Source organism: Micromonospora sp. ALFpr18c, from assembly GCF_008868155.1.
In the GTDB taxonomy this organism is placed as follows: domain Bacteria; phylum Actinomycetota; class Actinomycetes; order Mycobacteriales; family Micromonosporaceae; genus Micromonospora.
On sequence record NZ_WBKR01000116.1, the window covers coordinates 1 to 20,589 of the forward strand.

The following is a 20,589-nucleotide window of genomic DNA, read 5'->3' on the forward strand; positions in this document are numbered from 1 at the left end:
CGCTCGGCGCGCCCCCGCCGCCGCCCCACCGGGCACCTGCTGGTCGTCCGCGACTCGACCGGTCCCGCGCCGACGACCTGAGCGGCGACGGGGCGAGCTCAGACCGCCAGGGCCGCCCGGACCTCCCGTTCCGCCGTGACACCCCCGTCGCCGTGCGAGGTGACCCGGCCGGACTCCAGCACGTGGTAGCGGTCCGCCACCCGCAGCGCGAAGCCCAGGTGTTGCTCGACGAGCAGCACACCGAACCCGGTCTGCCGGGTCAGCTCGACGATGCGCTCCTGGATCTCGGCGACCACCGACGGCTGGATGCCCTCGGTCGGCTCGTCGAGCATCAGCAGCCTCGGCCGGGTGATCAGCGCGCGGGCGATGGCCAGCTGCTGGCGCTGACCGCCGGAGAGCAGCCCGGCCCGACGCCGCAGCAGCGGACGCAGCGCCGGGAACAGGTCCAGCACCTCCGCCGTGGCCACCGCCCCGTCGCGGCGGCCGTCGGCGACCAGCCGCAGGTTCTCCGCCGCGGTCAGGTGCGGGAAGCACTGCTGACCCTGCGGGACGTACGCCATCCCCCGCGCCACCCGCTCGTGCGGGCCGAGGCGGGTGACGTCCTCGCCGTCCAGCTCGACCGTGCCGGCGCTCGGACGCAGCAGGCCGGCGGCGACCCGCAGCAGGGTGCTCTTGCCGGCGCCGTTGTGCCCCAGCACGGCGGCCACCCCGTCGGGCGGGACGGCGAGGTCCACCCCGTGCAGCACCCGGGAGCGCCCGTACCCGGCGTGCACCCCGCGCAGCGTCAGCATCATGCCTCCCGGCCGGTGGGGGCCGACCCGGCGTCGACCGGGTGGCCAAGGTAGACCTCCTGCACACGCGGGTCCGCCTGGACCTGCGCCACCGTGCCCTCGCTGAGCACCCGCCCGGCGTGCAGCACCGTGACGCTGCGCGCGAACCGGCGCAGGAAGTCCATGTCGTGCTCGATCACCACGACCGTGCGGTCCCGGCTCACCGTCTCCAGCAGAGCGCCGGTGGCGTCGCGTTCCTCATGGCTCATCCCGGCGACCGGCTCGTCGAGCAGCAGCAGCCGCGCGTCCTGCACCAGCAGCATGCCGATCTCCAGCCACTGTTTCTGGCCGTGCGCGAGCGTCCCGGCGAGATGCTCGGCGCGCCCGGCCAGCCCGATGGTCTCCAACGCGGCGGCCACCTCGTCGGGGATGCCCCGACGGCGGCGGGCCAGCGTCGCCCAGCCGCGCCGGGCACCCGCCGCGATGTCGAGGTTCTGCAGCACCGACAGCTCCTCGAAGACCGACGACGTCTGGAAGGTGCGCCCGATGCCCAGCCTGCTGATCCGGTGCACCGCACGGCCGAGCAGTTCCTCGTCACCGAACCGGACCGAGCCGGTGGCCCGGACCAGGCCGGTGATCGCGTCGACCAGGGTGGTCTTGCCGGCGCCGTTCGGCCCGATCAGGAACCGGATGTCACCGGCGGGCACCTCCAGCGAGACGCCGTCGACGGCGGTGAAGCCGTCGAAGCTGACCCGTACGTCCCGGACGGACAACCCGTCCAGCCGCTCGTCGCTCATGCCGCCGGCACCTCCGTCCGCCCGGCACGTCGTCGACCCAGCACCGACCACCCGCGCGGGGCCGGTTCCGCGCCGTCGTCACGGCGGCGGGCCAACGCCCACAGCGACGCCAGGCCGCCGGGAAGGAACGCCACCACGACCACGAAGAGCAACCCCTGCAGGTACGTCCAGGTGCCGGGAAAGCGTTCGGAGAGGGCGGTACGCGCCCAGGCCACCGCCACCGCGCCGAGCACCGGGCCGAGCAGGGTCGCCCGGCCGCCCACCGCGACCCCGATGACGAACTCGATCGACGGGACGATGCCGATCAACGCGGGCGAGATGATGCCCACCGCCGGCACGAACAGCGCCCCGGCCAGCCCCGCCATGCCCGCCGCGACGACGTATGCGACGAGTTTGACCGTCGCCGGGTCGTAGCCGAGGAAGCGGACCCGTTCCTCACCGTCGCGGACCGCCACCAGCAGTTCCCCGTAGCGGCTGTGGATGAGTTGACGGGTCAGCGCGAGCAACGCCAGCAGCGTCCCGGCGATGATGAAGTACACCATCCGCTGGTTGACCGGGTCGTCCAGGTCGTACCCGAAGAAGCCCTTGATGTCGGTGAGCCCGTTGGTGCCGCCCGTGGTGCCCTGCTGCCCGATCAGCAGGATCACCATCGCGGCCGCGAGGGCCTGACTGAGGATGGCGAAGTACGCGCCCCGCACCCGGCGGCGGAACACCAGCGAGCCCAGCCCGAACGCGACCGCCATCGGCAGCAGCACCGTGGCGGGCAGCGCGAACCAGGGGCTGGCGAACGGACGCCACCACAGGGGCAGTTCGTCGAGTTGCCCGTACAGCTGCATGAAGTCGGGCATCCCACCCGGACCCGCGTCGGCGAGCTTGAGGTGCATGGCCATCGCGTAGCCGCCGAGGCCGAAGAAGACGCCCTGGCCGAGGGTGAGCATGCCGCCCCGACCCCAGGCGATCCCGATGCCGACCGCCACCATGGCGACGCAGAGGTACTTGGCGAGCAGGGCCAACCGGAAGTCCGACAGCACGAGCGGCGCCACGGCGAACAGCAGGGCCGCGCCGAACGCGAAGCCGGCCGCCGTCCGCAGCCGCGAGCGGCCCGGTGACCGGCCCGGTGGTAGGACGCCGGCGGGCGCCGGGTCGACGGCGGTGCCGGGCGGCGCGGGGGTGACGGCGGTCATGCGAGGCTCCTGGTCCGCAGCGTGAACAGGCCCTGTGGCCGCCACTGGAGGAACGCGACGATCGCCACGAACACGATCACCTTGGCGACGCTGAGGGTGGTGAGGTACTCCCCGGTGGCCTGGAGCACGCCGAGGGCGAAGGCGACGATCACACTGCCCTTGAGCTGGCCGATCCCGCCGACCACGACGACCAGGAAGGCGTCGATGATGAGGTTGGTGCCCATGGTCGGGCCGATCGGGCCGAGCAGGGTGAGCGCCACCCCGGCGAGCCCGGCCAGGCCCGAGCCGACGAAGAACGTCGTCCGGTCGACCCGGGAGGTGGCGATGCCGGACACCGCGGCGAGGTCGCGGTTCTGCACCACCGCGCGGATGCGGCGCCCGAGCGGGGTGAGCCGCAGCGCCAGGGTGAGCGCCGCGACGGCGGCCAACGCCAGGGCCAGGATGAACAAGCGGTTGTTGGCGATGGTCAGCCCGCCGGGCAGCGCCACGTTGCCGGTGAGGATCTCCGGCGCGCGGGTCTGCACGTTCGGGCTGCCGAAGATGTCCCGGGCGAGTTGTTGCAGCATCAGCGACACACCCCAGGTGACCAGCAGGGTGTCCAGCGGCCGGGCGTAGAGCCGGCGGATGAGCAGGATCTCCAGCAGCACACCCATCGCGCCGGCGACCACGAACGCCACCGGCAGCGCCACCACCAGCGACAGGCCGGCCCCGGTGATGCTCTGTTGCAGGACGTACGTAGTGTACGCGCCGGCCATGATGAACTCACCGTGCGCCATGTTGATCACGTTCATCTGGCCGAAGGTCAGCGCGAGGCCGAGCGCGATGAGCAGCAGCACCGCGCCGATGCTGATACCGGTGAAGAGTTGACCGAAGAGGACTGTCACGGTGGGTACTCCGAACTGCTGGTCGGGTGACCCGGGTGGGCCGCGCGGCGACGCGCCCCGCCCGGGCCGGCGTCGTCAGCTCAGGCCGCTCGCCCACGGATAGGTCTTGAGGTACGGGTCCGGCTCGACCGGCTTGCCGGAGTTCCACACCTCGGTGATGAGGCCGTCCGCGCCGATCTTGCCGATCCGGGCGGTCTTGGCGATGTGCTGGGTCTTGCCGTCGACGGTGACCAGGCCCTCCGGCGCGTCGAAGGTGATCCCGTCGGAGGCGGCGCGGACCTTCTCCACGTCGAAGGCGCCGGCCTTCTCGACCATCGCCTTCCACAGGTACACGCCGACGTAGGCAGCCTCCATCGGGTCGCTGGTCGGCTTGTCCGCGCCGTACTTCGCCTTGTACGCGGCCACGAACTTCGAGTTCGCCGCGCCCGGGGTGGTCTGGTAGTAGTTCCAGGCGGTCAGCTGGCCCTCCAGGTACTGGGTGCCGATGCCCTTGACCTCCTCCTCGGCGATCGACACCGACACCACCGGCATCGCGGCGGCGGTCAGCCCGGCCGACTTGTACTCCTTGAAGAAGGCCACGTTGCTGTCGCCGTTGAGCGTGTTGAACACCGCGTCGGCGCCGGACGATTTGACCTTGTTGACGATCGTGCCGAACTCGGTGGAGCCGAGCGGCGCGTAATCCTCACCCGACACGGTCATCCCGTTCGCCGCCGCATACGCCTTGATGATTTTGTTGGCGGTACGGGGAAAGACGTAGTCGCTGCCGACGAGATAGACCGATTTCACGCCCTGCGACTTGAGGTAGTCAAGCCCGGGAACGATCTGCTGGTTGGTCGTCGCTCCGGTGTAGAAGATGTAGGGCGACTGTTCCAGACCCTCGTACTGCACGGGATAGAACAGCAGCGCCTTGTTCTTCTCGAACACCGGCTTGACGGCCTTGCGACTGGCCGACGTCCAGCAGCCGAAGACGGCGGCCACCCGATCCTCGGAGATGAGTTTCTCGGCCTTCTCCGCGAAGGTGGGCCCAGTCCGAGGCGCCGTCCTCACCGACCGGCTGGATCTTCTTGCCGAGCACTCCGCCGGCCGCGTTGATCTCCTCGACGGCGAGCATGATGGAGTCGCGGACGGTGACCTCGCTGATCGCCATGGTGCCCGAGAGCGAGTTGAGCAGGCCCACCTTGACGGTGTCGCCGGAGACGTCGGCGCTGACGCCGGCGGCGCTGCTCTCGTCGGTGGTCTTGCTGCCGCACGCGGTCATCGCGGCCGCGGCGATGAGGGTCATGGCACCCGCCAGGATGCGGCGGCCCCGGAACAGTGACATCTATTCTCCCTGCGGTGCACTCACGTGACGTTTGGACGGTCGGTGCGGTCCGGTGGAGCGGATGTGGCGATGCCGGGGTCGACGGGTGGACGCCGCCCGGGCATCGCATCGGATACGGGCAGGCAAAGCGTCGACCGACATCATCGCGCTCGTGTTTCCCGGTCCTTAATTGACTGTTTCCCGCACCACCGCGACGCGCACGCCAAAGACGGCCGACACCGTCGCGGATAGACGGTGCCGACCGTTGGAGAAATCTCGGGGAAAATTGCCACCACAATGGTCGGCGAACGATTTCGCCGACCATGGACGCGCATTGGTCGCATCCGACCCGGAGGGCAGATACTTCACGCAGGAAGTATCTTAGGGCCGCGTCGGGTGCGGCTGTCAAGGGTCCGACCCACCGGGCCGCTCCTCAGAGCTGCGCGAGCACCGTGAAGTCGAGCCCGTCGGCCTCGGCGAGGTAGATGCGCTGCCGCACGTGCCGGCGCCGTAGCCGCAACCGCCCGCGCGGCCCGTGGTACGCCACGGTGTCCGCGGCCGTCTCGATCGCCCGTACGTCGAGCGTGCGGGCCTGCCCGATCAGCGCGGCGAGCAGCATGACGCCCTCGTAGCAGGACTCCCCCAGGCTGCCCAGAGGCGGCGCCTCCACCCCGAACCGGCGGGCGAACTCGCCGTGGAAGTCGAGGTTCTCCTGGGTCACCAGGCCGGCGAAGAAACCGGCCGGGCTGTACAGCCGACGGGTCGCGCCGGCACCGCTGGCCAGCAGCATGTTCTCGTCCATCAGCGTGCTCAGCCGCAGACACCGCTGGTCCAGGCCGCTGCGGGCGAACGCCCGGTTGAACCGCACCGCGTCCGCGCCGACCAGGAGCATCACCACGGCGTCGGCCTCGCTGCGTTCGATGCGGCCCAGCACCTCGTCGAAGTCGCATGTCTCGAACGGCAGGAACGCCTGACCCACCACCCGTCCACCGCCGCGCAGCGCATACCGCTGGGCGGCCCGTGCCGTACGCCGGGGCCACACGTAGTCGTTGCCGACCACGAACCAGCGACGCGCTCCCTGCTCCCCGGCCAGCAGCCGCATCGCCGGCCACAGTTGGACGTCCGGCGTCTCACTGGTCAGATAGACCCCCTCGGTACGCTCACCACCCTCGTACAGCGCTGTGTAGACGTACGGCACGCGGTGCGCCACCCGGGGTGCCAGCGCCTGCCGCACCGAGGAGATGTGCCAGCCGGTCACCCCCTGGACGGCCCCGACCGACACCAGCGCCTCGACCTGCGCGGCGACCTCGGCGGGTGGGGCACCGCCGTCGACCGGCACGAGGCGCACCTCCCGGCCGAGCACCCCGCCACACCGGTTGATCTCCTCGACCGCGAGCTGGGCGCAGAGCTCACAGGTGGGCCCGAACATCCCCGCCGGCCCCCGCATCGGGTAGACCAGCGCGATGCTGACCACGGCCCGGTCGACGGTGAGCCACGGGGGCGCCGGCTCGGACATGAGCACATGATTGCCCGGCCCACGACGGAAGACCAGAGCTCACCACGGACCGGGACGACTCGCTACGATGACAGCGCCACCGGACCAGGGAGTCCCATGTCAGACGTGCCCGGGGCGCCAGCCGACCTGCTGCGCGCTCGCTCACCCGCGCCGAACGGCTGCTCTCCCGCCGTCTGGGCGTCGTACTGGCCGACGACGGGCTGACCATCGAGGCGTGGCGGGTGCTGTGCCTGCTCGCCGATGGGCAGGGCCACCCGATGAGCGAGGTGTCCGCCGAGGCGTCGTTGCCACCGGGCACCCTCACCAAGCTGGTCGACCAACTCGTCGACCGTAACCTCGTGTTCCGCCGGATCGATCCGCTCGACCGTCGACGGATCCGCGCGTACCTGACCGCTCGGGGCCGCCGCGAGCACGCCCGCCTGGACGAGCGGGTCCGGGCCAGCCTCGCCGAGTTGGGTGTGCCCCAGGCCGCTGACCTCGTCGTTCAGCTCGACAACCTGATCGCTCGGCTCGACCCGGCCCGCCAACGGGGGCACGCCGACGCGGTCGGTCCAAAGCGCTGACCTGCCGCCCGGCTCGCCCGGGTCTCCCGGCGCGACCTTGGACCTCGAGCGTGATGCCTGTGAGTCATCTTGATGACTCACAGGCATCACGCTCGACAGCAAGACCCGCCGCACGTGCGGCGCGGGTGGCCGAGGTCAGCGCCCAGCACCACGCCAGACCAGCAGGATGGCTTCCTAGACGGTGAGGTGGGCGCGCAAGGTGTGCGCGTCGGGGGCGGTGGCGGTCCACAGTGTCGCCGGACCGCCGGCCAGCGGCAGCCGGGCGACGCTGCCGTCGGCCGTCGCCGCTTCGGGGGGCCGGGACGGGTCGACCACCAGCAGCGACCCGGTGGCCGGCGCGCCGCCGAGCACCGCGGGTCCGGCCCAGCCCGGCGCGTGCGGTCCCACGGCCAGGGACTGGCGCAGCAGCGGCCGGCCCGCGTAGTCGACCTGGGTGTGCACGACCGCGCCGCCGGGCGCCTCGCCGTACCGGCCGCAGATCAGCTCGTCACGCCAGCGCAGGCTCGCCCCGGCGGCCAGCTCGACGCGCGACTCGGCGAGGTGTGCGCAGCCGGCCGCCGCCACCAGCTGCTCGGGCAGCCAGTGCAGCGCCGCCCCGCCGTGCACCACGGCCCGCACCGCCATCCGCGACACGGCGCCGGGCCGGCCGGGGAGGGCCACCGACGCGGCGACGGAGTGCACCCGGACGGCGGCCCCCGGCCCCACCTCGATGTCCAGCCGCAGGTCGTCGCCGGCGAGCGGGCCGGCCGCCCCGCCGACGACGTGCACCGTGGCGACACCACCCTCGCTCGGCGTCTGGCGCAGCAACAGCGGCGTCTCACCGTGCAGCTCCACCAGGACCGTGCCGCCCTGACCGTCGGCGCGGGCCACCAGCCGGGCGAGTGCCCGCATCAGGCCGGGCCGTGCGGCGCGGCGAGCGGATGCAGGGCGGCGTGGTGAGCCAGCTCGTGCCGGATCCACTCCGCGACGCGACCCGCCGTCGGATCGGCCACGATGGACAAGAAGATGGTCGGCAGGTCACCGCGCCGGGCGCGCGCGTCCCGGTCCATCACCCCCAGGTCGGCGCCGACCATGGGGGCCAGGTCAGTCTTGTTGATCACGAGCAGGTCGGCGGCGGTGACCCCCGGCCCGCCCTTGCGGGGCACCTTGTCCCCGCCCGCGACGTCGACCACGAAGATCTGCCGGTCGACCAGACCTCGACTGAAGGTCGCGGTGAGGTTGTCCCCGCCGCTCTCCACCAGCACCAGGTCCAGCGGGCCGACCGTCTCGGCCAGCTCGTCCACGGCGTCCAGGTTGGCGCCGATGTCGTCGCGGATGGCGGTGTGCGGGCAGCAGCCGGTCTCCACGGCGCGGATCCGGGCGGGGTCCAGCACGCCGGCCCGCCGCAGGAAATCGGCGTCCTCGGTCGTGTAGATGTCGTTGGTCACCACCCCGAGCCGCAACTCACCGGCGAAGGCCCGACAGAGCGCCGCCACCAGGGCGGTCTTGCCGGACCCGACCGGGCCGCCGATGCCGACCCGCAGCGCCCGGCCAGCCCGCGCCAGCGGCGGATGCGGGTCCACCCCCGGCTCCGGATGGGTGTGCGGAACGCTCTCGTCGTGCGGCAGAGCGGGCGTTGGCGGTGGGGTCGGGTCGGTCGTGGGCACAGCGGTCGGCACAACAGTGTCAGGACGCAAAGAGACGCACCTCCCAGGTGGCATGAACTTCGGCATGGATGTCGGCGAGCGGAGCGGCGGCGGCCGGGAGCCGCTCCGGAGGGTCGTCGGCGGCCCGGGCCGCGTCGGCGGCGGTGCCGTCGCAGGCGTCGGCGAGCCCGACCAGCAGGGCCTGGACCCGGTACGGGTCGAGGCCGAGCAGGCGTACGCCGGCACTGGCCGCACCGGTCACCGTCGCGTACGCGGAGACCGTGGCGGTCTCGGTGCGGCTCAGCCCGGCGGCCGCGCAGAGCAATCCGAGCACCAGCGGCTGGTGTGCTCCCCCGGGCCGCCCGGTGGGCAGGTCGCCGAACGGGGCGTGCGGCCAGATCTCCCGCCCCGCGCGCAGCAGGGCACGGCCCTGCCGACGGGAGACCGCCCGCAGGGTCGGTGCGGCCGTCCGGGCATCCAGTTCGGCGTCGAGCCGGGCCAGCGCGCGCGATCGTGCGGCGGACCGGGCCGGGTCGGCCGGGTCGACGGCACCGGCGACCGCCGCCCGGTGCGCCGCCGCCGCGAACGCCGCGCCGACCAGCCCGGCGGTGGCCAGCCGGCCGACCAGGAACGCCTCCAACGACGCCAGGTCGGTGACCCGGCCGGCGGCGACGGCCGCCTCCAGGCCGCCGGAGTGGGCGTGCGCGCCGGCCGGGAAACGCCCGTCGGCCAGCAGCAGGAGCAGGCTGGACGCCGCCATCAGAAGAGGAAGTACCGCTGGGCCATCGGCAGCCGGGTCACCGGATCCGGTTCCACCACCTGGCCGTCGATCCGGACGGTGAACGTGTCCGGGTCCACCTCGATCCGCGGCATCGCGTTGTTCTCCGGCAGGTCGGCCTTGCCCCGCGACCGCACGTCGCTCACCGGCACCACCCGCCGTCGCACGTCCAGGCGCAGCCCGGCGTCCAGGGCCGCCGGCGCCACGAACGCCAGGCTGGTCGCGGCCGCCGCGGCGCCGTACGCGCCGAACATCGGGCGCGGCAGCATCGGCTGCGGTGTGGGGATCGACGCGTTCGCGTCACCCATCTGGGCGTACGCGATCATCCCGCCCTTGAGCACCAGGTGCGGTCGTACGCCGAAGAACGCCGGATCCCAGAGCACCAGGTCGGCGAGCTTGCCCGGCTCGACCGAGCCGATCTCCCGTTCCAGCCCGTTGGCCATCGCCGCGCAGATCGTGTACTTCGCCACGTACCGCCGGGCCCGGTGGTTGTCGGCGGCCCCGTCGCCCGGCAGCGCGCCCACCCGGTCCTTCATCACGTGGGCGCTCTGCCAGGTCCGCAGGATCACCTCGCCGACCCGGCCCATCGCCTGCGCGTCGGAGCCGATGATGGAGATCGCGCCGAGGTCGTGCAGCAGGTCCTCGGCGGCCATGGTGGACGGTCGGATCCGGCTCTCGGCGAAGGCCAGGTCCTCCGGCACGGACGGGTTGAGGTGGTGGCAGACCATCAGCATGTCCAGGTGCTCGGCGAGGGTGTTGGCGGTGTAGGGCCGGGTCGGGTTCGTCGACGACGGGAGCACGTTCGGTTCGCTGGCCACCGTGATGATGTCCGGCGCGTGCCCGCCACCGGCCCCCTCGGTGTGGTACGAGTGGATGGCCCGGCCGCCGATCGCGCGCAGGGTGTCGGCCACGAAACCGGCCTCGTTGAGGGTGTCGGTGTGGATCGACACCTGGACGCCGGACGCGTCGGCCACCCACAGGCACGCGTCGATCGCCGCCGGCGTGGTGCCCCAGTCCTCGTGCAGCTTGAAACCGCCCGCACCGGCGCGCAACTGCTCCCACAGCGCCTCGCTGGACACGGTGTTGCCCTTGCCGAGCAGCAGCACGTTCACCGGCAGGGTGTCCAGCGCCTCGTGCATGCGGGCCAGGTGCCAGGCGTTCGGGGTGACCGTGGTGGCCCGCGTCCCCTCGGCCGGCCCGGTGCCGCCGCCGACCAGGGTGGTGATGCCGCTGGCCAGCGCCTCGGTGACGATCTGCGGGCAGATGAAGTGCACGTGGGTGTCGACCGCCCCGGCGGTGAGGATCCGACCGTTGCCGGCGATCACCTCGGTGGCCGGGCCGATGACCAGGTCGGGGTGGACACCGGGCATGGTGTCCGGGTTGCCGGCGCGGCCCAGGGCCACGATCCGTCCGTCGCGCAGCCCCACGTCGGCCTTGACCACGCCCCAGTGGTCGAGCACCACGGCGCCGGTGATGACGGTGTCCAGCGCCCCCTCGGCGCGGGTGGCGCGGGACTGCCCCATCGACTCGCGGATCACCTTCCCGCCGCCGAAGACGACCTCGTCGCCACCCACGCAGTGGTCGGTCTCGACCTCGATGAGCAGGTTGGTGTCGGCCAGCCGGATCCGGTCACCGGTGGTGGGCCCGTACAGGTCGATGTAGCGGTCGCGCCGCACGGCGCTCACCGCGCCGGCCCGTCGGCCGTCGGCGCGTCGTCCAGTGGGCCGGCGCACTCCCCGCGCAGCCCCGGCACGATGCGTGCGCCACCGAGCGGTACGAGGTCCACGCTGCGGCTGACCCCCGGCTCGAACCGCACCGAGGTGCCCGCCGGCACCGCGAGGCGCTGCCCCCGGGCGGCGACCCGGTCGAACGACAGCGCCGGGTTGGTCTCGGCGAAGTGGTAGTGCGAACCCACCTGCACCGGCCGGTCGGCGGTGTTGACCACGACCAGGGTCGTGACCGGCCGACCCACGTTGATCTCGACGGGGTCGGCGGCCGGCAGGATCTCCCCCGGAATCACGGGATCGGGTGGTGCACCGTCACCAGCTTGGTGCCGTCCGGGAACGTCGCCTCCACCTGCACCTCCCTCAGCAGCTCGGGGATGCCGTCCTGGACGTCGTCGCGGCCGAGCACGGCCCGGCCGGCCGACATGAGGTCGACCACGGACCGGCCGTCGCGGGCCCCTTCGAGCAGGAAGGCGGTGATCACCGCGACGGCTTCGGGGTAGTTGAGGCGCAGGCCGCGCGCGCGGCGGGCGCGGGCGACATCGGCCGCGACGTGGACGAGCAGGCGGTCCTGCTCGTGCGGGCTGAGGAACACGGGCTCTCCCGGTGGGGATCGGCGTGCCCGGCTCGCCGTCGGCTCCGCACGGAGCCGCGCCGGGCAGCATCACCCGGGGTACGAGCTGGAGTCACACGACCGCCGGGCTCGCCGCCGACGGGGCGTCCCGGGACTCCACCATCCCGGCCCGCGCGACGAGCACCCGGCGGTGTCCGGTCGGATGCGGACCGCACCGCCCACCGCTTGAGCAGACCGTAGAGGATCGCCGCCGGCCGGGGCAACAGGCCGGCCCCCATTCCGGTACGCGGAAACGCGAGGGATGATCGCCGGATGACGGCGACGAGGGGTACGCGCGCACTGCTCGGTGTTCTGTTCCTGGCGGCTGCCACGGTCGGGGCGTGGATCCTCTGGCTGGGCTGGGACACCCGGTACACGGTCGACGCGCAGACCGGTGCGAGCAGCGGCCCGTACGAGCCGTGGCAGGTGGTCGGCTGTGTGGTGACGCTCGTGCTGCTGGCCGCGCTCGCCGGGACGCGGCTCAGCCCGTGGCTGGTGGCGCCGGTGATGACGGTGGCGTTCACGGCGGTGTGGTCGTGGCGGGCCGCAGGGACCGACGACAGCGGCCTGTGGGCGGTCGGGGCGATTCTGGTGCTGGTCGGGATGGCGGTCGGCAGCGCCCTGGTGAGCCTCGCCGGGCGGCGGATCGGCCGGCGGATGGCCGGCCGAGCCGCCTAGGAGCCGATGCGGCGATCGTTGGCAGCTCAGCAGCGCTGCGGGCGGCGTGTCGAGTAGCTCAGCTGCCGACGATCACGGATGCGTGTCGCGGGCGAGGCGTCGGTGTGCCGGCGAACGGGACGTCGACCTGGTTCGCCGTGCCCTGCGGGCCGTCGGGGTGCCGCCACAGCCCTCGGTCCCGCAGGATCGGCAGCACACCCTCGCCAAACCAGTACGCCTCCTCCAGGTGTGGACAGCCGGAGAGGATGAACTCGTCGATGCCGAGCGCGTGGTACTCGGCGATCCGGTCGGCGACCTCCGCGTGGCTGCCGACGAGGGCGGTGCCGGCTCCGCCCCGCACCAGCCCGACCCCGGCCCACAGGTTCGGCGCGACCTCCAGCCCGTCGCGGGAGCCGCCGTGCAGGTCGAGCATCCGGCGCTGCCCCTCGGACTCGCTGCGCCGCAGCCCCTCCTGGACCGCCCGGATGTCGGCCTCGGCGATGCCGTCGAGCAGGCGGCGCGCCTGCGTCCACGCCTGCTCGGCGGTGTCCCGGGCGATGACGTGCAGCCGGATGCCGAAGCGCAGTTCGCGTCCGGCCTCGGCGGCAAGCGCGCGGACCCGGTCCAGCTTGTCGGCGACCAGGGCCGGCGGCTCGCCCCAGGTGAGGTAGACGTCGCTGTGCCGCACCGCCACCGGCAGGGCCGCGGCGGACGACCCACCGAAGTAGACCGGCGGCACCGGATCGGGCAGCCGGTGCAGGCGTGCCTGCTCGACGCGCAGATGGGTGCCGGTGTGGTCGACGGTCTCACCCCGCCACAGCGCGCGCACCACGTGCAGGAACTCGTCGGCTCGCGCGTAGCGGGCGTCCTTGTCCAGAAAGTCACCGTACGCCCGCTGCTCGTGTGACTCGCCGCCGGTGACCACGTTGAGCAGCAGGCGACCGCGGGACAGCCGTTGGAAGGTCGAGGCCATCTGTGCGGCGAGGGTGGGTGCCAGCAGTCCGGGTCGGAAGGCGACCAGGAACTTGAGGCGTTCGGTCACCTCGGTGAGCATCGCCGTACTCAACCAGGCGTCTTCGCACCAGGCACCGGTCGGGGTGAGCGCGCCGACGAAGCCGAGCTGCTCGGCGCTCACCGAGGCGCTCAAGGCCGGCTCCATCGACATCGGACAGGTCGGCGAGGCGCCACCCGTCTTCGCCGCGGCCGGCAAGATCCCGTTCTCCATCATCGGCACCTCGGCGCCCATCCCGCAGGGCGAGGCCGTGCTGGTCAAGGCCGACCGTGGCTTCCGCAGCTTCGCCGACCTCAAGGGCAGGACGGTCGCCCTGAACAAGGGGTCCAACGTGCACTGGCTGCTGGTCCGGCTGCTCGAGGCGAACAACATGACCCTGAAGGACATCCAGGTCAAGTACCTCAAACCCGCGGAGGGGCGGCCCGCGTTCGACAGCGGCCAGGTCGACGCCTGGGTGATCTGGGACCCGTACTTCGCCCTGGCCGAGCAGCCGGGGGTCCAGGTGCTCGCCGACGCCACCGGCCTGGCCAGCAACCGCGAGTACGTCCTGGCCGCCCCCGACGCGGTCAGCAAGCGGTCGGACGACGTCAAGGCCTTCCTTCAGCGCTACCGCGAGGTGACCGACTGGGGCATCGCCAACCCCGAGCAGCGGGCCAGCACCCTCGCACCGGAGTTGAAGATTCCGCAGGACGTCACCAGCCGCGCCCTGGCCCGAAGCGCCAAACCCCTCGCACCGGTCACCCCGGCGATCGGTGACGAACTCCAGGCGATCACCGACAGCTTCATCGCCCTGGACCTCATCCCCGGGCCGGTCGACATCCGATCCCGGGTCGACGACCGGTTCAGTGCGGTCTTCCAGTGAGCCGTACGACATTGGCCGAGGCCCCCGGCGCGGTCGCCGCGCCCCGGCGACCGCGGCCGGCCCGGCGATGGCTGCGGCTGGTCAGCCCGGTGACGCTGGTCCTGGGCTGGGAGTTGGCCGCCCGGACCGGATTGCTCGCGCCGGAGAAGCTGCCGGCGCCGACCGACGTCCTGGCCACCGGTTGGCGGCTGACCCGGGACGGGACGCTCGCCATCCACCTGCTCGACTCCCTCACCCGCGCCGGGGCGGGACTGCTGATCGGTGGCCTCCTGGCCCTCGTCCTGGGCACCGTGGCCGGGCTGCTGCGGCTCGGCGACGACCTGGTCGACCCGCCGGTGCAGATGGCCCGGATGCTGCCGCACCTCGGCCTCGTCCCACTGCTGATCATCTGGGTCGGGATCGGGGAATCGCTCAAGATCAGCCTGGTGGCCCTGGGCGCGTTCTTCCCCATCTACTTCAACACCTACGCCGGCATCCGGGACATCGACGAGCGCCTGGTGGAGGCGGCCCGTACCTGCGGCCTGGGACAGGCCGCGCGGCTGCGCCACGTGGTGCTGCCCGGCGCGTTGCCATCCCTCTTCCTCGGGCTGCGGCTGGCGATCGGGGCGGCCTGGCTCAGCCTGGTCGTCGGCGAACAGGTCAACGCCCAGACCGGAATCGGCTTTCTGATGATGGAGGCGCGCGAGTTCAGCCAGACCGACGTGGTGGTGCTCGGCCTGCTCGTCTACGCCCTGCTCGGGCTGATATCCGACCTTGCGTTGCGGGTGGTGGAGAGGAGGATGTTGACATGGCGTCGCGGACTGCGGGCCACCTGAACCGCGCGGCTCCGGTGCTCACCGCCCACGCGGTGCGCCGGGCGTTCGGGCCGACGGTCGTGCTGGCCGGGGTCGACCTGAGCATCGCCCGCGCCGAGGTCGTCGCCCTGCTCGGCGGCAGCGGTTCCGGCAAGAGCACCCTCCTGCGGATCCTCGCCGGGCTGGACGGCGAGGCCAGCGGCTCGACCGTCCTGCACGGCACCGCCGCGGTCGTCTTCCAGGAGCACCGGCTGCTGCCCTGGAAACGCGTGGCCGACAACGTCGGGCTGGGGCTGTCCGGTACGGACGTCGCCGGGCGGGTCCGGCGTGCACTGGCCGAGGTCGGGCTCTCCGAACGGCACCGCGCCTGGCCCGCCGAGTTGTCCGGCGGGCAGGCGCAACGGGTGGCCGTGGCGCGGGCCCTGGTCCGCGAACCGGACCTGCTGCTGCTCGACGAACCGTTCGGCGCGCTCGACGCGCTGACCCGACTGCGGATGCAGATCCTGCTGCGCCGGCTCCGCGCCGAGCACGGTTTCGCCGCCCTGCTGGTCACCCACGACGTGGAGGAGGCGCTGCTGCTCGCCGACCGCATCCTGCTCCTCGACGAGGGCCGCATCGTCGCGGACCTGCCCGTCGACCTGGCCCCCACCCGTACGCCGGACGATCCGGCCTTCGGCGCGCTGCGCCGCCACCTGGTCGGCGGGGTGCTGCTGGTCGCGTTCGGCCTGTGGCGCCTGCTCTCCGAGCGACACTTCCGTTGGGCGGGGATGCGGCTGTCCGCGGCGCAGCTCGCCGGCTGGTCCTTCCTCATGTCGTCGGCGCACGGCGCGGGGCTGATGCTGCTGCCGGCGCTGGTGGCCGAGCCGGTGCCCGGAGGCCACTCCGGGCACCTGGCCGCCGCCCCGGTGGGTGCGCTGTCCGGGCTCGCCGCGGCCGGGGTGCACACCGTGGCGATGCTCGGCACCGCCCTGGCCGTGGCGATGCTGGTCTACCAGGTGCTCGGGGTCGGGGTGCTGCGTCGGGCGTGGTTCAACGTGGATCGGCTCTGGGCTGGCGTACTGGTGGCCGCCGGGTTGGTGACGCTGATCCGGGCCTGACTGTGGTCGCGGATGTGGGAACGACAACGAGTTCGAGGTATCGGTCGCCACCGGTGCCTGTATCGCGGCGGCGACTGCGGCGATCGTGCGCTGGGCCGAAAGCGGTGGCATCGAAGATCTCGACGCTCTGATGGCCGCAGCGCTGCGCACTGTCACGCAATCACCCGACGGGGGTCACCATGGTGAGCGACCGTCCGCTGGCAGATGGGACACACCTCTGTGGACGGTCCAGGTCTGTGCTTCCATGTCGGCATGATCACTCCGACTCCTCTCATGCGCCTGGTCGCCGGTGTGTGGGGGTTCAAGACTCTCGCCGTCGGCGTCGAACTCGGCCTGTTCACCAGGTTGGCCGGCGGACGGACGATCACCGTCGAGGAGGTCGCCGCCGAGTTCGGGCTGCCCGACCGGCCCGCGGACCTGTTGCTGGCCGCCAGTGCCTCGCTCGGCCTGTTGGAGAAGGCCGGCGACGGCTACCGCAACTCCGAGTTGGCCGAGCAGTTCCTGGTCGAGGGTCGCCCGTACTACTTCGGTGCGCAGGTGCGCTACTCGGATCTGCGCACCTACCTGCCCTGGCACCGCATCGGCGAGGCCCTGCGCACGGATCGGCCGCTGACCTGGGACCCGGAATCCCAACAGTCGATGTTCGACACCGCCGACCCGGAGATGTTGGCGCAGTTCTGGGACGCGATGTTCTCCACGTCCAGCTTCACCGCCAGCGCGCTGGCCGACGCGTACGACTTCTCGGCGCACCGCCGGCTGCTCGACGTCGGCGGCGGGGCCGGCGCGTTCCCGATCGAGTTCTGTCGGCGGCTGCCCGAGCTGCGGGCGACCGTCCTGGACCTGCCGCACGTCTGCGTCCGCGCTCGGGAGCGGATCGCGGAGGCCGGGCTGTCCGGTCGGGTCGACGCGGTGGCCGGTGACTTCCTCGCCGACCCGGCGCTACCGGACGGGCACGACGTCATCCTGCTCAGCATGATCCTGCACGACTGGGACGAGCCGACGAACCGGGCGCTGTTGGCCCGTTGCCACGCGGCGCTGCCGCCGGGCGGGGCGATCGTCGTCTGCGAGCTGCTGCTCAACGACGAGCGCACCGGGCCGCCGGAGGCGGCGCTGATGGGCATGAACATGCTCGTCGAAACCGAGGGAGGGCGGAACTACTCGGGCGCCGAGTACGCGGCCTGGCTCAGCGACGCCGGTTTCGTGGACGTGCGTACCGTGCCGTTCGACGCGCCCGGGGCCAACGGCGCGGTGGTGGCCCGCCGGGCCTGACAGCCGGCGACACCCGGCCCCGGTGCGAACCGCGGGCCGGGTGTCGCAGCGCCGCACGGCGCTGGCGTCCGATCGGCTACCGGTACGGGTCAGGCGCGAGCCTTCGCCGGCTGCTTCATGAAGTCCATGATCGCCTTGTTGACGTCGTCGGCGTGCGTCCACGGGATGCCGTGCGGAGCGCCCTTGAGCGTGATCAGCTGGCCGGTGGGCATCATCGGCCCGAGCCGCTGGCCGGTCACCGGGTAGGGCAGCACGTTGTCCTTGTCACCCTGCACGATCAGCAGCGGCACATCGACCTTCGGCAGGTCGGGGCGGAAGTCCTCCTGCCAGGCGTCCACGCTGTCGTGGGTGCCCTTCGCGGAGGCCATCGCACCAATCTGCCAGTGCGCCCGGTACGCCTCCTCGCTGACCAGCTTGCCCTTGTTCTCGCTGTAGTTGAAGAACGCGTCGCAGAACTGGGTCACGTAGGCGAAGCGGTCCTTGATGATGGCCTGCTGGAAGCCCTTGAAAAGGCTCGTGTCCACGCCCTCCGGGTTGTCCGGGGCCTTGGCCAGCATCGGTTGCAACGGACTGAGCACCACAGCCCGACTGACCCGCTGCGATCCGTAGTTGCCCAGGTAGCGGATGACCTCGCCGGTGCCCATCGAGTGACCGACCAGGGTCGCGTCGCGCAGGTCCAGTTCGGTCATCAGCACGTCGAGATCCGCGGCGAACGTGTTGTAGTCGTACCCGAACGTCGGCTGGGCGGAGTTGCCGTACCCACGCCGATCGTAGGTGATCGTCCGGTATCCGGCGTTGAGCAGCTGGTTGGTCACCTTTTCCCAGGTCGCCCCGTTGAACGGGAAGCCGTGGATCAGCACCACCGGCTTGCCGGATCCGTGATCCTCGTAGTACAGGTCGATGGGCGCGGAGTTTTCCGTCCCCACGGTGACGAAAGGCATGTTTGTCTCCTGCTCCGGTTTCGGGCTGTCGGACGCCACGCGCTTTCCCGTCGGGTTGCCGGATATGCGGGCGGCCGACGTCGCCCGGTCCCAGGCCAGCCGCGCCAGGACCATCGACATTTATCGACCTCGTCGGTAGGGTTGGCGGTAGGAAAGTTTCGGCACCTCGGAGGTGGGCATGCCCCGTCCAATCCGCACCGGGATCGCTGTGTTGGCCGCCGGAGCGGCCACCGCCGCCCTGGGCGCCACGCCGGCCCAGGCCGACCCGGTGGTGCCACGGCACGCCATCGTGGTGCCAGAGCGCCAGCTTCTACGCCAACTACGACTCCGCCGGCGGCCCCACCGGCCTGAAGCGCACCCTCGAATACGGCAACAAGATCGGCCACACGCCGGGCGCGCACCCGGTCTACAACGGGTGGGCGGCGTCCTTCGACTTCGGCCCGAACGACTGGGGTTACCTCCGCGCCGAGTGCATCGGCGGGTACGACTCATGGTGAGCCGGCGGAGCACCCGGGTGACCACCGGCCTACTGGCCGGAGTCCTCGCCGCGACGCTCGCCCTGCCGACCCCGGCGCAGGCGGCCAACGGCACGATCGGCGAGCGGGAGACGGTGTGCGCGAGCGACCTGTTCGTCCGCACCCAGCCCAACGGCGCCTGGATGGGCACCCTTTACCAGGGTCAGACGTTCCTCGTCGAGGGTCCGCGCAGCGGCGGCTACGTCTACGGTTTCGCCTACGGGTACATCAACCGGCGCGGCTGGGTGCAGGACGGGTGGTTCTGCTGACGACGCCCGTTAGCGCGGCGATACGGCAGGACAGAGGGTGTCCCTACCGGGCGACGACGGCCTAACCTCTGAGCGTGAGTCTTCCGCCCCGGCTGCGGGCCGTCAGCGACCTGCACATCAGCCATCCGGAGAACCGCGCGTTCCTTCAGGAGCTGCGCCCGGAGCACGACGGCGACTGGCTGCTCGTGGCCGGCGACGTGGCCGATCGGTACGCCGACATCGAATGGGCGCTCGGGCTGTTGAGCAGCCGGTTCGCGAAGGTCGTCTGGGCGCCGGGCAACCACGAGCTGTGGACGCCGCCGGGCGACCCGGTGGAGCTGCGCGGCGAGGCGCGCTACCGGGAGCTGGTGGGGATGTGCCGGCGGCTGGGGGTGGTCACCCCGGAGGATCCGTACCCGGTGTGGGACGGCGACGGCGGGCCGGCCACCATCGCCCCGCTGTTCGTGCTGTACGACTACACGTTCCGGATGCCCGAGGCGAGCACGAAGCAGGAGTCGCTGGACCTGGCGTACGCGGCCGGAGTGGTGTGCACGGACGAGGCGCTGCTGCACCCCGACCCGTACCCGAGCCGCGAGGCGTGGTGCGACGCCCGGATCGCCGAGACCGAGCGTCGGTTGGCCGAGCGTGATCCGGCCCTGCCGACCGTGCTGGTCAACCACTACCCGCTGGTGCGGGAGCCCACCGACGTGCTGTGGTATCCGCAGTTCGCCCAGTGGTGCGGCACCGTACGCACCCGCGACTGGCACCTGCGTTTCGGTGCGTCGACCGTGGTCTACGGGCACCTGCACATCCCGCGCACCACGTTCTACGACGGGGTGCGGTTCGAGGAGGTCTCGCTGGGCTACCCGCGCGAGTGGCGACGGCGCGGCTCGGTGCCGGACCCGGTGCGCACCATCAACCCGGCAGACGACCTGCGCCGGGGCGCGTCCGTCAGCGGGTGAGGCCAACCAGCGTCGCCAGTCGCGCCACGCCGGCCGGCGCCGGGTTCGCGCGGGCTACATCGGCGATGAGAGTACGCGCCAACGGCCGCCACCGGACCTCGGCGGGCGCGACGCTGTCCGCGTCGACCAGGGCGCGAGCCGCGCCGCGCAGGTCCCCCACGTGCAGGTACGCCCGCGCGACGTCCACCAGGTACGCGCCCCGATACTCGGCCGGCAGCCGTCGCCACGCCTCCCGCCGAACGACGCTTACATGCCGTCGCACCGCCTCGCTCGCGTCACCCCGCTGCGCTGCCAACAGCACCCGCGTCAGCTCGACGGCGACCGACCCGAAGCTGGTGCGGTACTCATCGTCGTACCCTCGCAAGCCGGTGGCGATGCCCGCCGCCCGGTCGGCCAGCTCCTCGGCGCGACGATGCTCGCCACATCCGGCGGCAGCCAGCGCAGCCTGCACCAGCAACGTCCCGCCCACGCCCCCCTC

Annotated in this window: 22 protein-coding genes and 3 pseudogenes; 8 read left to right on the forward strand and 17 right to left on the reverse strand. The window is 72.2% G+C overall.

The genetic code is table 11. The features are described 5' to 3' along the window. Positions 1–98: 98 nt before the first annotated feature. The 8 genes and pseudogenes from urtE to F8271_RS19985 all read right to left on the reverse strand — a co-directional run bounded on the left by urtE (position 99) and on the right by F8271_RS19985 (position 6,451). Positions 99–791 carry an urea ABC transporter ATP-binding subunit UrtE gene (gene urtE / locus F8271_RS19955; protein ID WP_151491331.1) on the reverse strand — a complete coding sequence of 231 codons (693 nt, stop codon included), beginning with the start codon at positions 789–791 and terminating at the stop codon, positions 99–101. Further along, positions 791–1,567 (reverse strand): urea ABC transporter ATP-binding protein UrtD, encoded by a 777-nt coding sequence (gene urtD, locus F8271_RS19960; protein WP_151491335.1) that lies wholly within the window; start codon positions 1,565–1,567, stop codon positions 791–793. The genes urtE and urtD overlap by 1 nt, the downstream gene beginning before the upstream one ends. Then, positions 1,564–2,751: an urea ABC transporter permease subunit UrtC gene (urtC, locus tag F8271_RS19965; RefSeq protein ID WP_151491339.1), complete on the reverse strand. Its 1,188-nt coding sequence runs from the start codon at positions 2,749–2,751 to the stop codon at positions 1,564–1,566. Before urtC ends, urtD begins: the two co-directional genes overlap by 4 nt. Continuing rightward, positions 2,748–3,635: an urea ABC transporter permease subunit UrtB gene (urtB, locus tag F8271_RS19970; RefSeq protein ID WP_151491349.1), complete on the reverse strand. Its 888-nt coding sequence runs from the start codon at positions 3,633–3,635 to the stop codon at positions 2,748–2,750. The genes urtC and urtB overlap by 4 nt, the downstream gene beginning before the upstream one ends. A gap of 75 nt (positions 3,636–3,710) precedes the next feature. Further along, the gene (locus F8271_RS19975) at positions 3,711–4,682 is read right to left on the reverse strand and encodes a transporter substrate-binding protein (RefSeq protein WP_370461934.1); all 972 of its coding nucleotides are present in this window, start codon (positions 4,680–4,682) and stop codon (positions 3,711–3,713) included. A 13-nt stretch (positions 4,683–4,695) separates the two neighbouring features. Then, positions 4,696–4,956 (reverse strand): annotated as a pseudogene (locus F8271_RS34220) (transporter substrate-binding protein); the annotation flags it as partial. Positions 4,957–5,121: 165 nt separating this feature from the next. Further along, entirely contained in the window at positions 5,122–5,304 is a 183-nt protein-coding gene (locus tag F8271_RS19980) for a hypothetical protein (RefSeq protein ID WP_151491355.1), read from the reverse strand. 64 nt (positions 5,305–5,368) lie between these two features. Next, on the reverse strand, positions 5,369–6,451 hold the full coding sequence (locus F8271_RS19985; protein WP_151491357.1) for a substrate-binding domain-containing protein: 1,083 nt from the start codon (positions 6,449–6,451) through the stop codon (positions 5,369–5,371). A gap of 257 nt (positions 6,452–6,708) precedes the next feature. Between F8271_RS19985 and F8271_RS19990 the strand changes: the two genes are divergently transcribed. Continuing rightward, positions 6,709–7,014: a MarR family winged helix-turn-helix transcriptional regulator gene (locus F8271_RS19990; RefSeq protein WP_255473715.1), complete on the forward strand. Its 306-nt coding sequence runs from the start codon at positions 6,709–6,711 to the stop codon at positions 7,012–7,014. A 174-nt stretch (positions 7,015–7,188) separates the two neighbouring features. Here F8271_RS19990 and F8271_RS19995 read toward each other — a convergent pair whose 3' ends face one another. Genes F8271_RS19995 through F8271_RS20020 form a run of 6 tightly spaced genes read right to left on the reverse strand, consistent with a single transcriptional unit; the run spans position 7,189 to position 11,736 of the window. Then, positions 7,189–7,905: an urease accessory protein UreD gene (locus F8271_RS19995; protein ID WP_151491358.1), complete on the reverse strand. Its 717-nt coding sequence runs from the start codon at positions 7,903–7,905 to the stop codon at positions 7,189–7,191. Continuing rightward, positions 7,905–8,660 carry an urease accessory protein UreG gene (gene ureG / locus F8271_RS20000; protein WP_370461935.1) on the reverse strand — a complete coding sequence of 252 codons (756 nt, stop codon included), beginning with the start codon at positions 8,658–8,660 and terminating at the stop codon, positions 7,905–7,907. Before ureG ends, F8271_RS19995 begins: the two co-directional genes overlap by 1 nt. A gap of 19 nt (positions 8,661–8,679) precedes the next feature. After that, complete coding sequence (locus tag F8271_RS20005; protein WP_151491360.1) at positions 8,680–9,399, reverse strand: urease accessory protein UreF; 720 nt, start codon at positions 9,397–9,399, stop codon at positions 8,680–8,682. After that, a complete protein-coding gene (locus tag F8271_RS20010; protein WP_151491362.1) occupies positions 9,399–11,102 on the reverse strand; it encodes an urease subunit alpha in 1,704 nt (567 codons plus the stop codon). The genes F8271_RS20005 and F8271_RS20010 overlap by 1 nt, the downstream gene beginning before the upstream one ends. Further along, positions 11,099–11,437 (reverse strand): urease subunit beta, encoded by a 339-nt coding sequence (locus F8271_RS20015; RefSeq protein ID WP_151491364.1) that lies wholly within the window; start codon positions 11,435–11,437, stop codon positions 11,099–11,101. The genes F8271_RS20010 and F8271_RS20015 overlap by 4 nt, the downstream gene beginning before the upstream one ends. After that, positions 11,434–11,736 carry an urease subunit gamma gene (locus F8271_RS20020; protein ID WP_151491366.1) on the reverse strand — a complete coding sequence of 101 codons (303 nt, stop codon included), beginning with the start codon at positions 11,734–11,736 and terminating at the stop codon, positions 11,434–11,436. The genes F8271_RS20015 and F8271_RS20020 overlap by 4 nt, the downstream gene beginning before the upstream one ends. A 291-nt stretch (positions 11,737–12,027) precedes the next feature. Here F8271_RS20020 and F8271_RS20025 point away from each other — a divergent pair, with 291 nt between their 5' ends. After that, positions 12,028–12,432: a hypothetical protein gene (locus F8271_RS20025; RefSeq protein ID WP_151491368.1), complete on the forward strand. Its 405-nt coding sequence runs from the start codon at positions 12,028–12,030 to the stop codon at positions 12,430–12,432. A 58-nt stretch (positions 12,433–12,490) separates the two neighbouring features. Here F8271_RS20025 and F8271_RS20030 read toward each other — a convergent pair whose 3' ends face one another. Next, the gene (locus F8271_RS20030; protein ID WP_370461936.1) at positions 12,491–13,576 is read right to left on the reverse strand and encodes an LLM class flavin-dependent oxidoreductase; all 1,086 of its coding nucleotides are present in this window, start codon (positions 13,574–13,576) and stop codon (positions 12,491–12,493) included. On the opposite strand from F8271_RS20030, the gene F8271_RS20035 reads away from it, so the two are divergent. The 4 genes and pseudogenes from F8271_RS20035 (at position 13,509) to F8271_RS20050 (ending at position 17,445) form a co-directional block, all read left to right on the forward strand. Next, positions 13,509–14,285, forward strand: a complete 777-nt coding sequence (locus F8271_RS20035; RefSeq protein WP_225854644.1) for an aliphatic sulfonate ABC transporter substrate-binding protein — start codon at positions 13,509–13,511, stop codon at positions 14,283–14,285. The two genes, F8271_RS20030 and F8271_RS20035, sit on opposite strands and share 68 nt — an antisense overlap. Beyond that, complete coding sequence (locus F8271_RS20040; RefSeq protein ID WP_151491369.1) at positions 14,282–15,100, forward strand: ABC transporter permease; 819 nt, start codon at positions 14,282–14,284, stop codon at positions 15,098–15,100. The genes F8271_RS20035 and F8271_RS20040 overlap by 4 nt, the downstream gene beginning before the upstream one ends. Continuing rightward, positions 15,073–15,777: pseudogene (locus tag F8271_RS32490) on the forward strand (ABC transporter ATP-binding protein); the annotation flags it as partial. The gene F8271_RS20040 and the pseudogene F8271_RS32490, both read left to right, overlap by 28 nt. A 651-nt stretch (positions 15,778–16,428) precedes the next feature. Further along, complete coding sequence (locus F8271_RS20050) at positions 16,429–17,445, forward strand: methyltransferase (protein WP_151491373.1); 1,017 nt, start codon at positions 16,429–16,431, stop codon at positions 17,443–17,445. A gap of 89 nt (positions 17,446–17,534) precedes the next feature. On the opposite strand, the gene F8271_RS20055 is transcribed toward F8271_RS20050, so the two are convergent. Beyond that, a complete protein-coding gene (locus tag F8271_RS20055; protein WP_151491375.1) occupies positions 17,535–18,386 on the reverse strand; it encodes an alpha/beta fold hydrolase in 852 nt (283 codons plus the stop codon). A gap of 514 nt (positions 18,387–18,900) precedes the next feature. Here F8271_RS20055 and F8271_RS20065 point away from each other — a divergent pair. Both F8271_RS20065 and F8271_RS20070 read left to right on the forward strand, forming a co-directional pair. Beyond that, positions 18,901–19,170 (forward strand): hypothetical protein, encoded by a 270-nt coding sequence (locus F8271_RS20065; protein ID WP_225854645.1) that lies wholly within the window; start codon positions 18,901–18,903, stop codon positions 19,168–19,170. Between the two features lie 74 nt (positions 19,171–19,244). Beyond that, positions 19,245–20,111, forward strand: a complete 867-nt coding sequence (locus F8271_RS20070; RefSeq protein WP_370461937.1) for a metallophosphoesterase — start codon at positions 19,245–19,247, stop codon at positions 20,109–20,111. Here the strand turns inward: F8271_RS20070 and F8271_RS20075 are convergent. Continuing rightward, positions 20,101–20,589: pseudogene (locus tag F8271_RS20075) on the reverse strand (XRE family transcriptional regulator); the annotation flags it as partial. The gene F8271_RS20070 and the pseudogene F8271_RS20075 overlap by 11 nt on opposite strands.